This window comes from Paenibacillus dendrobii (genome assembly GCF_009807035.1).
GTDB classification, from domain to species: domain Bacteria; phylum Bacillota; class Bacilli; order Paenibacillales; family Paenibacillaceae; genus Paenibacillus_AQ; species Paenibacillus_AQ dendrobii.
The window spans coordinates 865,739-883,063 of record NZ_WUBI01000002.1; the positions used below are offsets into that span (position 1 = coordinate 865,739).

Here is a 17,325-nt window from a genome sequence, read left to right on the forward strand (position 1 = left end):
AAGGTCTACAAACCTTCGGGACAACCCTTTTTTCTGAATCTTGCAGCCATAAGGAAAGGCTGGATTAAATCGTGAAGCGCGATAATGTGTCCTTAAGCTCATTGGATACATTTTCGAGTTTGCCGGACAATTGTACCAGCTGGCTGCCGATGCTTTGCTGCTCGTTGCTGAGCGAAGCAACCTCCTCGGATGTAGCGGAGGATTGCTCGGCTACCGCGCTGACGTTACTCATGGCGTCAGACAGCACTTCCTGGGATTGATTCAAGTTTTCAATGGATTGCGTAACGGAATCCAGACGCTGCGTAAAGTCGGCCATCTGCTCTTGCACGGATACAAAAATGTCATTGGTTTCCTTGACCGAAATCATTTGCTGCTGGAATAACGGGTTCGCTTCCTGCAGAGCCTCAACCGTTTCGTTCATTTCACCCATAATTTTTTCGGTAATCTGTCCAACCATATCGATCGATTGTCTGGATTGGTCAGCCAGCTGGCGGATTTCATCTGCAACCACCATAAACCCTCTGCCCGCCGCTCCTGCACGCGCTGCTTCGATCGTTGCATTGAGTGACAGGATATTGGTCTGTTTCGTAATATTTTGCAAAACTTCAAGCACTTTGTTGACGGACATGGTGGTCTGCTTCAGGTTGTCCACTTTATGCATCAGGGAACGAGTCATATCTTCCGTCTGATGCGTTTTGTCCATCAAGTTGCTTAAATGCTTGGTTCCCCGCTCACTGGACTGTTCAACATGGTGGGCAGCGTTGCCCATCTCTTCATTGGCTGTTACGACCAGCTGCATTTGACGGGAGATATTATCCGTCAGCTCATTGCCTCGCTCTGCTTCGGTCGCCAAACTGCTGGCACCGTTGGCGATTTCTTCGGTCGCAACCGCGATTTCTTTGGCGGATAAAGCCGTCTTTTTCGAAGCATCCGTCAATTCGCTTGCCGTTTCAAGCACCGCTTGCGCCGTGGTATTCGTTTGTTGTACAAGCTTGGTAATCTGATCCATCATCAGGTTGAAGCTTCTGCCAAGTTCGCCGATTTCATCGGAAGACTTATGCTCTGTCCGCACCTTCAGATTTCCTTTGGAACCTTCAATCATTAAGTCCTTAAGTTTGCTCAGCGGTCTTGCGATCAGCAGAACCATCCACCATCCAATCAGAATGGCAATGATTGCTACCGCTAATACAGACCCCAAGGTCAGCAGCAGGATGCCCTGTGCGTCCTTCATGAGCAATTCTTCAGGTGTTACGGCTACCAGCCGCCATCCGTTCGTGGCGAGTGTATTGTAGACAGCCAAAACACTGCGTTTCTGAGCATCCTTCGTGTACAGACTGTTGGTCTCATCCTTCTGATCCTTCATGAATGTCAGGTCGGATACGGCTCCTGCTTCGTCTTCCTGACTTGAGCCTACCACTTTATTGTCTGAGGTAACCAACTGAAGCTTGCTTCCTTCGCCCAAATTGATGGCCTTCAACTGCTCCTCAATCAATGTAGTCTTCAATTCGATGACGATGACATAGGAAAGACCACCGCGGCTTAAGGTTTGCAAAGGACGCACCAGTTTGAAATTTTCGGATCCGTCTTTGCCTTTTTCGGAAGAAACCCAAAAGCCCTTACTCTGTCCTTTGGCTTCCTTGAACCAGGCTTCATCCCGGATCGTGCTCAGGTCACTGCCGGCACTGCCAGCCATGATCGGATTCTGGTCCGCTTGTGGAGGAACCATATAAATTGCTTTAATCGTGCTGTTGCTGTTAATCTGATTGCTCAATTTTTTACTGATCTTATCATTCAAAACAAACAAATCATATGCGCTCGTCTGCGATGAGGACAAATCATCGAGTAGCGTCTGTGTTTCCGGGTCGAAGAAGATTTGCAGCGAAATATCCTCAAATTGCTTTAGAATAATGTCAAGCTTCTGGGAAGTTTGTATCATGGTTTGCTTGTTCGCGGATGCTGCATTTTCCTTAATCGTGCTCTTGGCCTTATTATAAGACATGAGTCCTAATATTAAGACAAAAGATACAATGGCGATAAAAAATATCAAGAACAGCTTTACCCCGACCGACTTAACAGGATTCATCCGTTTGAACTGGGAACCCACGTTGCGCAAGTTAAATATATCTTTATTGGCGCCAGCTTGTCCGGATACGGCTCCAGCTTCTTGCTTTTCCTTTCGCCGTTGTTTCCCAAAACGATTTTTCTTGCCTTCATGTTGATCCTTCTTCTGAACCTCTCCCATTTCCTCACCTACCGCATTAAATTCTTGCTTCACGTAATATGTAAGCAATCCCCTACTTTATTCTTCGACATTTTCCACCATTATCCTTTGGTTTTTTTCAAAATTAATTATAACTATTTTCCTAATATGTATGATTCATACGTCCTTAGTGCTAAAAACCACTGGACTCTGAGAGTCCAGCGGCTTAGGAAAAGGGATTCACAAGGGATTCGCCTGTCAGATGGAGTCTAATGTTTTTTGCGCATCATGTCGAAGTAGCTAACCGGCTGATCCACTTTCATGTGAATCTGCTGTAATGGATGCCTTGCCGTTTCGATAAGCTGACCTTCCTCATCCCACATTTCAGTTATCCGCTGCTTAAAGAAGGTACCCTTCGGGCCGAAAAACTCGATCTCCTGCCCTATTTTGAAATAATTGCGCTGCTGAATAACAGCGATGCGAGTAGATTCATCATACTCAAGCACTAGTCCGGCAAAATCATATGGCGCAGCCTTATTTTCCGGCTCATAGATATGATCCTCGTGATCGGGAGTATCATAGAAAAAGCCCGTATTCAGCGGACGGTTAGCCGCTTTATGTAGCTCATCCAACCATTCTGGCTTAAGAACATAATGCTCCGGATCCTCAAAATACGCGTCAATGGCCTGACGATACACATTAACGACCGTTGCCACATAATGAATGGACTTCATCCGTCCTTCAATTTTAAAGCTGTCGATGCCCACTTCGATTAAATCCGGGATATGCTCCAGCATACATAAATCTTTGGATCCCATGGTAAACGCGCTGTCTTCTTCTTCAAAAAGCGGAAGCTGCGTAATTCCAGGTAAGAGGGCCTCGGGTTGACCCGCCTCGGCATGATTTCCCTCGCTACCCCTGCCATCTTCGAAAAGATCATACTTCCAGCGGCAGGATTGGCAGCATCCGCCACGATTGGAATCGCGGTCTGTGAAATGATTGGAGAGCACGCAGCGGCCTGAGATGGATGAGCACATCGCACCATGAATAAAGGCTTCGATTTCAATCTCGACCTTATTTTTAATCTCCGCGATTTCTTCCAGACTCGCTTCCCTGCCAAGAACCACGCGAGGAAGTCCTTCATCCTTCCAGAATTTAACCGCTTGCCAGTTTAACGTGGACTGCTGCGTACTGAGGTGTACCTCGAGCAATGGAACGGTCTGCTGCGCTACTTCGATAATGGCCGGGTCAGCGGCAATAATGGCCGTGATGCCGGCTTCGTATAAGCTGCGCAAATAGGTTTCAATGCCCTCAATATCTTCATTGTGCACATAAATATTCGTCGCCACAAATACCTTGGCACCGTACTTTTTCGCAAATTCCACGCCTTCGCGCATTTCCTCGAATGTAAAATTGTCCGCATTCGATCGCAAGCCGTATTTTTGTCCACCAATATATACGGCATCCGCTCCGTAATGAATGGCGAATTTAAGTTTTTCCAGGTTACCGGCAGGTGCCAGCAGCTCCGGCTTTTCGAGCCGGACTCTTTTCCCAAGGTATTGGGGCTTGGAAAGGATGTTCTCCACGATGGGGACACCTTCCTTTCTATATAAGTTTATTCTGCAGCTCCTGGACCCCATGTTGTTACAACAGGAGAAAGTTAATCTTTTCTTTGATTCAATTTATTTTAGTAGACTTGTTCCTTATAAAAGAATCCGAAGGTGAGCTCCCGTTCCGGATCTTGAAGCTCACGAATCGGATCCAGCCACTCCTCGCGGAAACGATAACTGGCGGGATCTGCCTCATATGCATCCATCGCCGTCCGATAGGCATTGATGACCACGGCGTTATAGGTTGGCGATTTCATAAACCCATCAATTTTAAAGCTGTCGATTCCGGCCTTCATCAGCACATGGAGATCTTCAAGAATACAGATGTCATCCGAACTCATGATATGGGTGCCATTCTCATCTTCGAAGATCGGATACTTCTCCTGAGCCCGGTCCGCCTCTACAAGGAACAGACCGCGTTCCCTGCCCAGATTGCCTCCCTTGACCGGTCGCCCCTGGTGAACCATATAACTTTCAACCATTCTACGCTTGGAATGGTATATATTCGTCATGCCATGCACCTGAATCTGAGATTCGATCTCCAAGTGCGCCTTGAGCTCCAGGATCTCGTCCATGCTGAGTTCTTTCGCAGCGGCAATGCGCGATGCCCCTTTGCGCCCCCAATAATTCGCTGTGGCATAGTTGGTCGACATCATCTCCGCATTCCAGTGCAGCTTAATAGAAGGAGCATAGGTCTTTACCGCTGCAAGAACGGAAGGATCGCAATACTCCACCGCATTCACGCCGGCGTCACGCAAAAACAAAATGTAATCCGGCAGCATTCTTAGCATTTCATTGGTCATGATATTGGTCAGGCTCAGAATCACTTTAACGCTGCGAGCCTGTCCCATGCGCACAGCCTCACGAATATCTTTTTCCGAAAAATGCCCGGGCAATCGAAGTCCAAATCGTGCATCACCAATCAGCAGCTCGCTTGCTCCCGCATCCATGTATGCAGAACATTCCTGCAATGAGCCGGCTGTAACCATAAGCTCATGTTGTTTCGTCATACGGCACCTCATTTATTTCGTCGTGCTATTGCTCTTCTTAATGTTTTTCAAATGCTCTTGATACGTTTTGGCAAACAGATGCTCATGTGAACCATCCTTCTTGGTGACATAATACAAATACTCGGATGCTTTAGGACTTAACGCCGCTTCGATGGAGGCAAGGCTTGGGCTGCAAATGGGTCCGGGAGGGAGCCCGTCATGCAAATAGGTGTTATATGGGCTTTCGACTTTGAGGTCTTTATAAAGCAGCCGTTCCTTCGGTTCAGCGAGCGCATACTGCACCGTAGCATCGATTTCCAGCTTCATTTTTTTATCCAGGCGGTTATAAATGACTCCAGCGACCAAAGGCCGCTCCTCATCTACCACGACCTCGCGCTCAATCAGGGAAGCAATGGTCAGAAGCTCGTGCAGTGTGATGTCCCGGTCCTTCAGCTTCTGCTGCAAATCAGGAATACTGTCAATTTTACTTTGCATTTGTTCCATCATTCTATGAAAAATGTCACTGTCATTTGTTCCTTTTTTGAACTCATACGTGTCCGGGAATAAATATCCCTCTGCCGCATGCTTCAAATCGCCATTTTGGGGGACATTTTTAAAAGCCGCTATGGCTTCATTCCCCGGGTGATCTGCAATCTTCAGGAATTCATCTGCTGCAGTCCCTGTTGCTTCACTGACCTTCTTGGCAATTTGCTCAATGGTATAGCCTTCCGGAATCGTAATTCGGGTCATGGCCTCCTTCACCACTTCCCCGCTGTTCAACTTGGCGATCAGTTCATCAAAGGTTGCTCCAGGCTTCGCTTCATATACGCCAGCTTGAAAATGGGAACCTTCATTCTTCCATTTCAGATACCCTTTGAAAACCGTCTCATTTTTGATCAAACCGTTTTGATGCAGTACCCCTGCAATTTTCGAAGTACCCATACCTGATTCAATGGTAAATTTAACGGGCTTGTCCGCAGCCTTGACAGGCTGCAGGCCATTCCATATGTAATACGCTCCTCCCCCTGCTCCAAGCAGGAGAATGACAAGTATAACAATCACAACTTTGACAGCTTTCAAGAAAAATCCAACCCTTCACAACCAAAAAGGACGGTCTGCACCGCCCTCTAAGGTTTATTCATTTTGAAATTTTTTGTCTGCCCTTAAGAAGCTGTAAATCCGTCAATTATTCCTGGATGTCAGGAAACGTCATTTCGTCATAGAGCTCGGTGATGTTTTCCCATTCATCGTCATCATCGATGGTAACCAGTTCCAAATTTCCGTCAGCAGCCTTAACGACTTTCAGAATATTGTATTCTCCGTCTTTTTCATCCGGGCTTTGCAGCACCGCATAGGTTTGGCCACCCACTTCAAATTCCGCTGAAAGATCATAGACTTCCGTGGAACCGTCTTCATCCTCCAGCTCTACAGTCGGGCCGAACGCTTCCTTAAGTACGGAAGTCCATACAGCCTGGTCTGCAGAAAAATCATTCATGATCATTACCTCCATCAAGTTCAGCGACCAGCGTGTTGAAGGTTTCCTCCACGATCTGCCACTCTGCGTCATCCTCAATCATGTAAAGCTTAAGATCGTCCCCGTCTTCTTCATAACGGAAAGCGTAAACCTCGTCGGAATCATCGTCCCCTGCTTCCAGCGGAACTACCATCATGTACTTGGAGTCCGATCCATCGACCTCGAACTTCATGATGACTTCGAATTCTTCCTCGTTGCCTTCGTCATCTGGAATATAAATAATATCCGGTTCTTCCTCAAAATAGTTACGCTCATTGGTCATCTGTTATCACCCTCACCCTTTAGTCTTTGAGTCCAAATAATTTTGCAAAATCAAGCTTGCAGCCATTTTATCCACAACTTGCTTTCGCTTCTTCCGGCTGACGTCAGCCTCTATCAGCGTCCGCTCGGCAGACACGGTTGTCAGCCGTTCATCCCACAGGTGGACGGGTAATTCCAGCATTTCTTTAAGCTTGTCAGCGAAATCAATACAGATTTCACCACGGGGACCGATGCTGCCGTTCATGTTCTTGGGCAGGCCGACGACGATCTGTTCCACCTCGTACTCCCGGACCAAATCCGCAATACGCTGCATCTCAGAACCATCGCGACGGCGCTCAACAACTTCAAGCCCCTGGGCAGTCCATCCGAATAAATCACTGACGGCAACACCAATTTTGCGGTCGCCGTAGTCCAATCCCATGATTCTCATAAAGCTCTCCTATCGGTGATTGGCTAAGTAGAACCGGACCAGCTCTTCAATCAACTCATCACGCTCTTTTTTTCTGACCAGGCTTCTGGCATTGTTATGACGCGGGATATACGCCGGGTCTCCGGAGAGGAGATAGCCGACAATCTGGTTAATCGGATTGTATTCCTTTTCAACCAAAGCGTCATACACCGTAAGAAGAATATCCTTGGAGGATGCTTCCTTCTCATCGCCCTTAACATTAAACTTCATCGTCTTATCCATGGAGTCCATTTTGTGACACCTCGCTTCTTCAAAAGGATGCCTAAGGCACCTTTGACGAATTGATTCGTAAGGCTTCATATCTTCTTATAATATAACATACTCATCCCGCAGTAAGGAAACTCCAAGGACAAATAAAACGAAATTTATTCGAAATTATATGCCATTCCATTCATTTTTAATCAAAAGGATTTTGCAAGACCGTCATCCGGTTGCTTGCAAAATCCTTTATTAATTTATTTTAGGACTGAGCTACAAGCTCTTCGGCCAGCTTCAAGGCATCATCCAGCTTGCTTGCGTCTTTGGCGCCTGCCTGTGCCATGTCTGGACGGCCGCCACCGCCACCGCCGCATACAGAAGCGATCTCTTTTACCAGCTTGCCTGCATGAAGACCCGACTTGATCAGTTCCTGAGGCACGGATACGACGAAGTTGACTTTATCTTCAATCGCTGCACCGAGAACCAGCACTGCGGATGGAAGCTTGTTCTTCAGCTCATCTGCCAGGGTACGTAGTCCATCCATGCTGCCAACGCTGACACGAACTGCGAGGAGTTCCTTACCGCCAACAGTTTTCACTTGATCGGTCAGCTGCCCAGCCTCAATCATGCTCAGCTTGCTTTGCAGCGATTCGTTCTCGCGTCCAAGCTCCTTCATTTGAGCATGCACCGTTTCGATTCGTTTCGGCACATCATTCAAATTGGATTTCAAGAGTTCTGCCGACTGTTTCAGGAGATCCAGTTGGCCTTCGATGTATTGGTATGCAGAACGTCCGGTAACGGCTTCGATACGACGGACGCCGGAACCAATGCCGCTCTCGCTCACAAGCTTGAAAATACCGATTTCCGACGTATTGTTGACATGACAGCCGCCGCAAAGCTCCAGACTGTAATCCCCTACTTGAACTACACGCACGATATCACCGTATTTTTCACCGAAGAGAGCCATGGCGCCCATCGACTTGGCTTCCTCAATCGGTTTGAGCTCAATATTAACATGGATACCGTTCCAAATCTGTTCGTTGACGCGTTGTTCGATATCAGTAAGCTCTTCCGGCGTAATGCTGCCAAAATGCGAAAAGTCGAAACGCAGGCGCTGCGGCTCTACCAAAGAACCGGCCTGATTGACATGCTCGCCCAGCACTTGTTTAAGTGCCTTATGCAAGAGGTGGGTTGCGGTGTGATTCTTGACGATATCGCGGCGTTTGGCCTGATCCACCTCGGCTTTCACCGTATCGCCAACCTTCAGTTCACCTGCTTCTACCGTCACCACGTGCACATGCTGACCATGCGGAGCCTTATAGAGGCCTTCGACTTTTGCGGTTACGCTGCCGCCGCGCAGAAGTCCTTGGTCACTGACTTGGCCGCCGCTTTCGGCGTAAAAAGGAGTTGCATCCAGGATAACCTGACAGGATTGTCCTTCACCGGCCGTGTCGACCATGGCATCTTCCACAATAATAGCCAAAATTTTCGATTCGATTACGGTGTCATTATATCCAACAAACTCACTTTTAACCGTGTAGTCGGAGAGCACGCCGCCCTGCACTTTCATGCCGCCGTTATCCTGGCGTGCTGCACGCGCACGGTCACGCTGTTCCTGCATGGAAGCATCGAAGCCTTCACGGTCCACGGTTAGTCCGTGCTCCATGGCATAGTCTTCGGTCAAATCCAGCGGGAATCCATAAGTGTCGTACAGTTTAAAGGCATCGGAGCCACTGATCATTTTGCTGCTGTGCTCCAGTGCTTTCTTGCTGATGTCTTCCAGGATGGCAAGACCTTCGGAAAGCGTCTCATGGAATCGTTCTTCCTCTGTACGAATGACTTTCTCGATGAACTCGCGTTTCTCGACAACTTCTGGGTAATACACGCCCATAATATCGCCAACGGTTTCCGTAAGCGTATGGAGGAACGGACGGTCCAGACCCAATACTTTTCCGTAACGAACGGCACGGCGCAGCAAGCGGCGGATGACATAACCGCGTCCTTCATTGGAAGGCAGCACACCGTCCGCAACGGCAAAAGCTACTGTGCGGGCATGATCGGCAATGACCTTAAGCGCCACATCCTTCTCCACGCTATCGTTATAGTTCACGCCGGCAAGCTTCGCTGTTTGCTGGATGATCGGCTGGAACAAATCCGTGTCAAAGTTCGAATCGACGTTTTGCAAAATGGAAGCAAAGCGCTCCAAGCCTGCACCAGTATCAATATTTTTGTTCGGTAGCGGCGTATAAGAGCCGTCTTTATTATGGTTGAATTGGGAGAATACAAGGTTCCACACTTCCAGGAAGCGTTCGTTTTCCCCGCCTGGGAACATTTCAGGATCGGACAGATCGCCGTAGGCATCTCCGCGGTCATAGAAAATTTCGGTACATGGACCACATGGGCCTTCGCCGATATCCCAGAAGTTGTCCTCCAGCTTCACGATACGTTCAGCCGGCAGCCCGATTTTTTCATTCCATAGTTTGAAAGCTTCCTCATCTTCCGGATATACCGTTACAGACAGACGCTCCGGATCGAAGCCGATCCATTCTTTCCCCGTGAGAAACTCCCAAGCCCAAGTAATGGCTTCTTCTTTGAAGTAATCCCCAATGGAGAAGTTGCCGAGCATTTCAAAAAACGTATGGTGACGGCGGGTTTTACCCACATTTTCGATGTCGTTGGTACGGATACATTTTTGCGAGTTGGTCAGTCGCGGATTCTCCGGGCTGATCCGCCCGTCAAAATAAGGTTTAAGCGGCGCCATCCCGGCATTAATCCACAGCAGCGATGGGTCATTGTGCGGAACGAGCGGAGCGCTCGGTTCGATTTTGTGTCCTTTACTTGCGAAAAATTCCAACCATTTGGAACGGATTTCACTTGCTTTCATGATTTTCAGCCTCCAGCTTCAAATTAGTTTCCAAAAAACGGCTCAACATCATAAACATTGTTTGACAAAAAGCAAAGGTAGCGAAGGAGACGGAATCGATCGGAAGAAGCGGCAGCGATCGGAAGAACGATCCGTAACCGCAGCGGCCACCTTGCACACGGTCAAGAACTTATTTCTGTTTTGAGCCAAAAAACAACATAAAAACGCCCCTGAAATATTTCAGGGACGATCATATCATCGCGGTACCACCCTGGTTATCGCTCGTTGTATCTGCAGTATTCCAGCACATTTCGTGCCCTTCCGCTTCAACTCAGGAGCGATCTCCTCGTAACAGCCTGTAACGGGGCCAGCCGGCGGGGTTTGCCCGCACTCCGAAATCAGCTTTCCGGTCAGTGCCGTCATGCGGATTCTTGCAGCCAACACGATTAAACGCGAAGGAATCCGTTCTCTGTCACATGAAGCTTTCCTGCCGTACTCTATTTCATCGCCGTTTTGTCCATTTTGCTCATATGTAAACAAGTATATCGGCGCGGCAATTGAATGTCAATGAGACACTTAGACGGTTTTACGCTTCACATAATAAGTGAATAGATGCTGAAGGAGCACTTTGAGCACCGCGAAAAACGGTACCGCCAGAATCAAACCAACGATGCCCGCGAGCTCACCGCCAACCAGAAGCGCAAAGATGATCACCATCGGATGCAGATGAAGCTTTTTGCCGACCACCTGCGGAGAGATCACATTACTCTCAAGCAACTGGCAGACCCAGTTGACGACGATGACGAGCAGCACCATTTTCCAGGATATGGTCGATGCCATAACCACCGCCGGTGCCGCTCCCAGAAACGGACCCAGATACGGAACGATATTAAACACCGCAACAATGCTCGCCATCAGCAGCGCATATTGCATACCGATCAGCATATAGCCTATATAAGCCAGAACGCCAATAATTAAACAAACCAGAAACTGCCCCCGGACGTAATTCCCAAGAGCAAGATCGATTTCCTTGAGGAGACTGACCGTCGCTTTTCTCCGGGACCGTGGCAGGTAAGAAACAATAGCCCTCTCAAAGACGTCAAAGTCCTTCAGAATATAGAAAATGAGAAAAGGAATGATGAAAAGATTCAAAACGACGTTAATCGTCGTGCCGATGTTATCGATAAAATCGGAAATTCCTTTCGCGAGCCTGTCTTCCCACTGCAAAAACCACTGATCTACGCCGGCCATCACCCCATCGGGCAGCAGTTTCTGATCCAGTCTCGTCATGAGGCTTTGGGCATGCATGGTCATCTCCGGCATATGCTCGTTGAGTTCCTCCATCTGCTCCAGCAGCATAGGAATCATATTGATGAGGATGACCGCGAGACAGGTCAGAAACACGGCGTAGATCAGCAGCACCGCGATTCCCCGCGGCATCTTTCGATCAGCCAGCATGGAAACGACGGGATTCAGCACATACGAGATGATCATCGCCACGATAAACGGGGCCAGAATCGCTTTGAGAAAATGATATATATTCATGAACATGGGGCGCAGCTGCCATATGAAATAGAGCGCAATAAGACCTAGAATAAACCATATTAAGAGACGGAACCATTTGTTCCCGGTCATCTTCTCCAAAGCGTTCTTCCTCCTTTCGGACTTGCTGTACACGTTATTATATGTACGAAAGGAAAAAATTAACCTCAAGTCCAGGACGAAAACGGTCATCATGCCAAAAGAAACCCATCACTAACGTGCGCCGCAAGCGGGCGCTAGTGATGGGTTTCTTTTTTTAACCGAAAAGCATGTTCATAAGTTCACTTTCAGTTGGATGCATGAATCTGCGGGAAATCCTGAGGGATTTCTTCAAAAAACAGATCATCCAGCGAACTGAGCGTTCCATCTTCCTCTACTTGGTATACGGACATTTTTTCTCCGTTCACCGTCAGTTCGATAAAGCATCCCCAGCAATAAAACTGGTGGGAACCGATTTTACCGATATCTTTGGAATTGCAGTTGGGACATCTCATATTCTTTTATCACCTATCCGTTAACAGAATGAATGGTTTTCTCCAAGCGCTCTTCGCTCATGGGAGGGACCATAATCGCATTTTTTCCGATGGACATGTCCTGTGTAAGCGGCAGCCATTTGCGGCCTTCCATCAAATCCGAGACGAAGCCGTCGCTGATTTCCAGGCCTAATATTGTATTTCCCATTTCCTGGTCAAAATAAACATCCGTAACTTTCCCTAGCAAGACGCCATCCTCCGTCAATACATTCAAGTCCTTTAATTTATTTTTACCCAGAATATACGTGTATTGTATGTCGTCGGCCCCCGTCTTTCGAACAGCCTGTTGATTACGAATCATCACAGCATCTTCGCCGTAAGCCATAATATCCTCCCAGGATACCGACTTGGCCGAACTGTTGAAGAATCCTTTGCCTTCTAGCTCCAAGGCTTGAATTTTCCAGTCTACGCTGATCAAAACATCGCTGATTTTGCCGATCTCCTTGCCTTCCTCCACATCAAATACGGCAAGTCCGATCAATTCTTGGAACTTCATGGCGAGGATCCCACCTATCCTATTCAGATTGAAACAAAGGAATCCCGCCTGCGCGGGACTGATGCCCCGGGGGCATCAACCTTCGATTTCCGGATGGTATGGAATACTTCCTTCCCTCCTTGTCCATACATAGAGAATCCTTAACTTCTATTACGTAAACGACGCAGAATAGTTGCAATTTTTTGGGCGGTGTATTCCATATCTTCAGTAGTATTACCCAAACCAAAGCTAAAACGAATCGCGGAGCGTAAAACATTTTGTGGAAGTTTCATAGCCTGAAGTACATGGGACACTTCAAGAGAACCCGAGGTGCACGCCGAGCCGCTGGCTGCCGCGATGCCTTCCATATCCAGGTTCATTAAGAGAGTCTCCGTGTCTGTGTCCGGGAAGCTGATATTCAGAATGTGAGGTAAAAATTCAGAGGGATTTCCGTTGATGATAAACGAGTTTTGTCCAAGTTCTTGTTCCAGCATGCGGATAAACGTATGCCTGAGCATCAGATCATGTTCTCTGCGTTCCTCCAAATGGGCAGTCGCAATCTCGGCGGCCTTGCCGAAACCGGCAATCCCCGCCATATTTTCAGTTCCAGCGCGGCGTTTTTTCTCCTGCAGTCCTCCATGCAGTCTGGGTACAAGATGCACTCCGCGGCGGACATATAGTGCACCGACTCCCTGGGGACCATTGATTTTATGGGCGGAAAAGCTCATGAGATCAACCGGCAAATCACGGCAGGATATCGGAATTGCTCCCAAGGCCTGCACGGCATCGACGTGAAAAAGAATCCCGCGACTTCTCGCAAGCTCCCCGATTTCCGCGATTGGCTGGACGGTTCCGACTTCATTATTGGCATACATGATGCTGATTAGCACGGTATCTTCCGTCAGGGCATTCTCCACATCCCCGATCCGTACCCTACCCGTGGAATCCACAGGTAAATAGGTGACGCGGTATCCCTGCTTCTCTAGCTCTTCGCAGGCATGCAGTACCGCATGATGCTCGATCGATGAAGTAATGATATGCTTGCCGGAGCCTTCCATTGCGGATAAAGCGCCAAACAAGGCAAGATTATCGCTTTCCGTTCCGCCGCCGGTAAAGACCAGTTCGTCGGATTGACAGCCCAGAGAATTCGCGATAAGGTCTCGTGCTCTGCTCACCGTACGCTTGGCGGAACGTCCGAAAGCATGAACACTGGACGCATTGCCGTACTGCCCTGTCATCACGTTCATCATTTCTTGAGCTACTTCTGGATGTACGGGTGTGGATGCCGCATGATCCAAATAAATGGAATTCATTATTGCATCTCCTTTTTAAATGTAAAACATGTAGTTGTCTTTTGCATCTTGTTCTTGATAGGAAATTAAATCAAGCAGCGTGGTCGAATCCAGTACAGTCGCAATGCCGTCACGGATGCGAAGCCACAAATTACGCTTGGCTGGATCGTCCTCTTCCGTAAAATCGACTGGAGAGATCGGTCCCTCGAGAACGCGGATGACATCTCCAGCGGTAATTTCACCGGCTTCACGGGAAAGAATATAGCCGCCGTATGCACCGCGGATGCTTTTTACAAGTCCCGCATTCCGGAGCGGCGCGATCAACTGCTCCAAATAGTGTTCAGATAACTGGTTTTTCTCTGCGATGCTTTTGAGTGAGATGGGACCTTCGCCGTATTTTGCCGCAAGTTCCATCATTATAGTCAGGCCATAACGCCCTTTTGTTGATATTTTCAAAGGTGGCACCTCTTTCAATTGTTCATGTTTTTCTATATGTCCGGATCCATTTGCAGATCTGTACCTCAAGCTATATCTGCGTATTCCGATCATAACCCTTTGCTTATGTTAACATATCCGCCAGCTTTTTGGTAAATAAACAATGACAAAACTGCAAAATGTTCATCTACCGCGGACAAAGCTTTTCTGGTGTGATCCGGTTCAGGTTGTGTTAAAATACGATCATGGGCACAATTTCAAATAGAAATGGTGATTACTCTTGTCAAACAACAATCAAAATACGCGCGTAGTCGTCGGCATGTCCGGCGGCGTTGATTCCTCGGTTACCGCCCTCCTGCTCAAGGAGCAGGGTTATGATGTCATCGGCATTTTCATGAAAAATTGGGATGACACCGACGAATTCGGGGTTTGCACCGCCGAGCAGGATGCGGAGGATGTGCGCCGCGTTTGCGAACAGATAGATATTCCCTATTACACGGTCAACTTCGAAAAGGAATATTTCGATAAAGTATTTTCCTATTTCCTGGATGAATATAAGTCGGGTCGCACTCCGAATCCTGATGTCATGTGCAACCGTGAAATCAAGTTTGGCGAATTTCTGAATAAAGCGCTCGATCTAGGCGCTGAGTATGTAGCCACAGGTCATTACGCACGTGTCGTGGAAGAAGACGGAGTCTATAAACTCCTTCGCGGCGTTGATGGTAACAAAGATCAAACCTACTTCCTGAATGCGCTCAACCAGGAGCAGCTTTCGAAGGCCATGTTCCCGATCGGCCATCTCCCCAAACCTGAAGTACGCCGCATTGCGGAAGCTGCAGGCTTGTATACGGCCAAGAAAAAGGACAGCACCGGCGTCTGCTTCATCGGTGAACGCAATTTCAAGGAATTCCTCAGCCAGTATCTTCCTGCGAAGTCCGGGAATATGGTGGATATTGCTACCGGCGAGATCAAAGGCCGTCATGATGGCTTGATGTATTACACGCTCGGCCAGCGCCAAGGTCTGGGTATCGGTGGTTCCGGTAACGGCGAACCTTGGTTCGTGGCCGATAAAGATTTGGAACAGAACATTTTGTATGTCGTGCAGGGAGACAAGCATCCAAGCCTGTATTCGACAGGACTGATTGCCACAGGCGTGAACTGGATTGCAGGCGAAGGGAATGTGCCCAAAGAACCTTTCAACTGCACTGCCAAATTCCGCTACCGGCAGCCAGATCAACAGGTCACCTTGGAATGGCTCGAGAATGGAACCGTCCACGTCCAATTTGCAGAGCAGCAGAAGGCGGTCACGCCTGGACAGGCCGTCGTATTCTACTCGGATGATCTCTGCCTTGGCGGCGGTACGATCGATAAAGTGGAGAAAATCCCTTACAAGCTGCCCGCCCTGCAAAAAAAATAAAGCACAGACGCAAGCCATTGCCCAGCATATCTGCGGCAGTGGCTTTTTTCGTCTGTGCAAAAGATTCTCTACGACACAGGTGGAATCCTGCTCGTTAATTCGAATATTTCCCCGTAATACGATTATTCTTCCCCGGAAAGGAACTGTTTGCGTCGCCGCTCTTGGTTGATCTGAATCTTGGATTCGTTCCCCTGCTCGGTTGCCTGGTAGAATACCCGGCGCGAAATCTCTTTTGGCAGATAATCCTGCTTGACGTAATGGCCCGGAAAATCATGCGGATATTTGTAGCCTTCATGCCCAAGCTTCACGGCGCCTTTATAGTGCGTGTCACGCAAATGCAAAGGAACCTCCGCCGACTTCATGTCTTCAATGGCCGACATCGCCCGTGAAATCGCCGTGTATACCGCATTGGATTTGGGACTTTCGACCGCAAACAATATCGCCTGCGCAATATTAAGCTTCGCCTCCGGCCAGCCATTGTTCCGGTAAGCATCAAGCGCGCTCACGGCCTGTACCATCGCTTGCGGGTTCGCAAGACCGATATCCTCGCTGCTGGCAGCGATCAGCCGTCGGATAAATACCATCGGGTCCATCCCCAGCTTCTCGACCGCATAAAGGAACCAGAAGAGCGCTGCGTCGCTCGATCCGCGGATGCTTTTGTGAAACGCGGACAACACGTCATACTGCGTCGACTCGTCCGCACGAACAATGGGACGGCGAATGGACTCCTCCGCCACTTCCAGCGTGATAAGAACCGTGCCGTCGTTTTCCGGCGGCGTCGTCATGGCCGCAAGTTCCAGCGCATTCAGCGCTCTGCGAATATCTCCATTCGCCATTGTCGCAATATGCTCAAGGGCTTCTTCATCCACCTGTAGCTTCATGAATCCGAGTCCCTTGTCCGAATCGGCAAGCGCACGCTTCATGGCAATCAGGGAATGTTCCTTCGTCAGAGGCTGCAGCTGGAATAATGTCGAGCGGCTCATCAAGGCCCCATTGACATAATGGAACGGATTCTCCGTCGTTGCGCCGATAAAGATAATCGTCCCCTTCTCTACAGCCGGCAGCAGGGCATCCTGCCGCGAGCTGTTAAAGCGATGCACCTCGTCCAGAAAGAGGATCGTCTTGGTACCATACATGGCTTTATTCGTCTGCGCACGGTCGATCACTTCGCGCACGTCTTTGACGGAAGCGTCTACCGCATTCAGGCGAACAAAATCCGCCTGCGTCTTTTGCGATATGATATGCGCCAGCGTCGTTTTCCCGCATCCTGGCGGACCATACAGAAGAATGGAAGATATCTGATCCGCTTCGATCGCCCGGCGAAGCAGCTTGCCGGGGCCAATGATATGTTCCTGCCCGATATATTCATCCAGACTGGTCGGACGCATCCGGTCAGCCAGCAGCCTGCTGCTCGGCTCCGACTCCTGCTGGAAAGAAAATAAGTCCATGTGTATTCACGTCCTTGGCTAATTTCGTTATGATTTGTCCTCCTATCATAACACATCAG

General features: G+C 48.7%; 17 protein-coding genes. 2 read left to right on the top strand and 15 right to left on the bottom strand.

Features of this window, described 5'->3' with window-relative positions:
• Positions 1-64: 64 nt before the first annotated feature.
• The 9 genes from GRF59_RS17675 to alaS form a co-directional block, all read right to left on the bottom strand.
• Positions 65-2,242: a methyl-accepting chemotaxis protein gene (locus GRF59_RS17675; protein WP_160499144.1), complete on the bottom strand. Its 2,178-nt coding sequence runs from the start codon at positions 2,240-2,242 to the stop codon at positions 65-67.
• Positions 2,243-2,469: 227 nt separating this feature from the next.
• Entirely contained in the window at positions 2,470-3,786 is a 1,317-nt protein-coding gene (locus tag GRF59_RS17680; RefSeq protein WP_423802962.1) for a peptidase U32 family protein, read from the bottom strand.
• Positions 3,787-3,887: 101 nt separating this feature from the next.
• Positions 3,888-4,820: a peptidase U32 family protein gene (locus tag GRF59_RS17685; protein WP_160499001.1), complete on the bottom strand. Its 933-nt coding sequence runs from the start codon at positions 4,818-4,820 to the stop codon at positions 3,888-3,890.
• Positions 4,821-4,832: 12 nt separating this feature from the next.
• On the bottom strand, positions 4,833-5,879 hold the full coding sequence (gene mltG / locus GRF59_RS17690) for an endolytic transglycosylase MltG (RefSeq protein WP_202128719.1): 1,047 nt from the start codon (positions 5,877-5,879) through the stop codon (positions 4,833-4,835).
• Between the two features lie 106 nt (positions 5,880-5,985).
• The gene (locus GRF59_RS17695; RefSeq protein ID WP_202128720.1) at positions 5,986-6,294 is read right to left on the bottom strand and encodes a DUF1292 domain-containing protein; all 309 of its coding nucleotides are present in this window, start codon (positions 6,292-6,294) and stop codon (positions 5,986-5,988) included.
• Complete coding sequence (locus tag GRF59_RS17700; RefSeq protein ID WP_160499002.1) at positions 6,287-6,595, bottom strand: DUF1292 domain-containing protein; 309 nt, start codon at positions 6,593-6,595, stop codon at positions 6,287-6,289. Before GRF59_RS17700 ends, GRF59_RS17695 begins: the two co-directional genes overlap by 8 nt.
• 12 nt (positions 6,596-6,607) lie before the next feature.
• On the bottom strand, positions 6,608-7,024 hold the full coding sequence (gene ruvX / locus GRF59_RS17705; RefSeq protein ID WP_160499003.1) for a Holliday junction resolvase RuvX: 417 nt from the start codon (positions 7,022-7,024) through the stop codon (positions 6,608-6,610).
• A gap of 9 nt (positions 7,025-7,033) precedes the next feature.
• Positions 7,034-7,294, bottom strand: a complete 261-nt coding sequence (locus GRF59_RS17710; RefSeq protein WP_127601893.1) for an IreB family regulatory phosphoprotein — start codon at positions 7,292-7,294, stop codon at positions 7,034-7,036.
• Between the two features lie 229 nt (positions 7,295-7,523).
• Positions 7,524-10,145 (bottom strand): alanine--tRNA ligase, encoded by a 2,622-nt coding sequence (alaS, locus tag GRF59_RS17715; protein WP_160499004.1) that lies wholly within the window; start codon positions 10,143-10,145, stop codon positions 7,524-7,526.
• A gap of 61 nt (positions 10,146-10,206) precedes the next feature.
• On the opposite strand from alaS, the gene GRF59_RS30025 reads away from it, so the two are divergent.
• The gene (locus GRF59_RS30025) at positions 10,207-10,329 is read left to right on the top strand and encodes a hypothetical protein (protein ID WP_272914999.1); all 123 of its coding nucleotides are present in this window, start codon (positions 10,207-10,209) and stop codon (positions 10,327-10,329) included.
• 371 nt (positions 10,330-10,700) lie between these two features.
• On the opposite strand, the gene GRF59_RS17720 is transcribed toward GRF59_RS30025, so the two are convergent.
• The 5 genes from GRF59_RS17720 to cymR form a co-directional block, all read right to left on the bottom strand.
• Entirely contained in the window at positions 10,701-11,759 is a 1,059-nt protein-coding gene (locus tag GRF59_RS17720) for an AI-2E family transporter (protein ID WP_423802965.1), read from the bottom strand.
• A gap of 194 nt (positions 11,760-11,953) precedes the next feature.
• Positions 11,954-12,160, bottom strand: a complete 207-nt coding sequence (locus tag GRF59_RS17725) for a hypothetical protein (protein ID WP_136606700.1) — start codon at positions 12,158-12,160, stop codon at positions 11,954-11,956.
• Positions 12,161-12,173: 13 nt separating this feature from the next.
• Entirely contained in the window at positions 12,174-12,695 is a 522-nt protein-coding gene (locus tag GRF59_RS17730; RefSeq protein WP_160499006.1) for a PRC-barrel domain-containing protein, read from the bottom strand.
• Between the two features lie 140 nt (positions 12,696-12,835).
• Positions 12,836-13,987: a cysteine desulfurase family protein gene (locus tag GRF59_RS17735; protein ID WP_160499007.1), complete on the bottom strand. Its 1,152-nt coding sequence runs from the start codon at positions 13,985-13,987 to the stop codon at positions 12,836-12,838.
• A 15-nt stretch (positions 13,988-14,002) separates the two neighbouring features.
• A complete protein-coding gene (cymR, locus tag GRF59_RS17740) occupies positions 14,003-14,422 on the bottom strand; it encodes a cysteine metabolism transcriptional regulator CymR (RefSeq protein WP_160499008.1) in 420 nt (139 codons plus the stop codon).
• A gap of 259 nt (positions 14,423-14,681) precedes the next feature.
• Here cymR and mnmA point away from each other — a divergent pair, with 259 nt between their 5' ends.
• Positions 14,682-15,818 carry a tRNA 2-thiouridine(34) synthase MnmA gene (mnmA, locus tag GRF59_RS17745; RefSeq protein WP_160499009.1) on the top strand — a complete coding sequence of 379 codons (1,137 nt, stop codon included), beginning with the start codon at positions 14,682-14,684 and terminating at the stop codon, positions 15,816-15,818.
• A gap of 122 nt (positions 15,819-15,940) precedes the next feature.
• Here mnmA and GRF59_RS17750 read toward each other — a convergent pair whose 3' ends face one another.
• On the bottom strand, positions 15,941-17,266 hold the full coding sequence (locus GRF59_RS17750; RefSeq protein WP_160499010.1) for a replication-associated recombination protein A: 1,326 nt from the start codon (positions 17,264-17,266) through the stop codon (positions 15,941-15,943).
• Positions 17,267-17,325 lie beyond the last annotated feature (59 nt).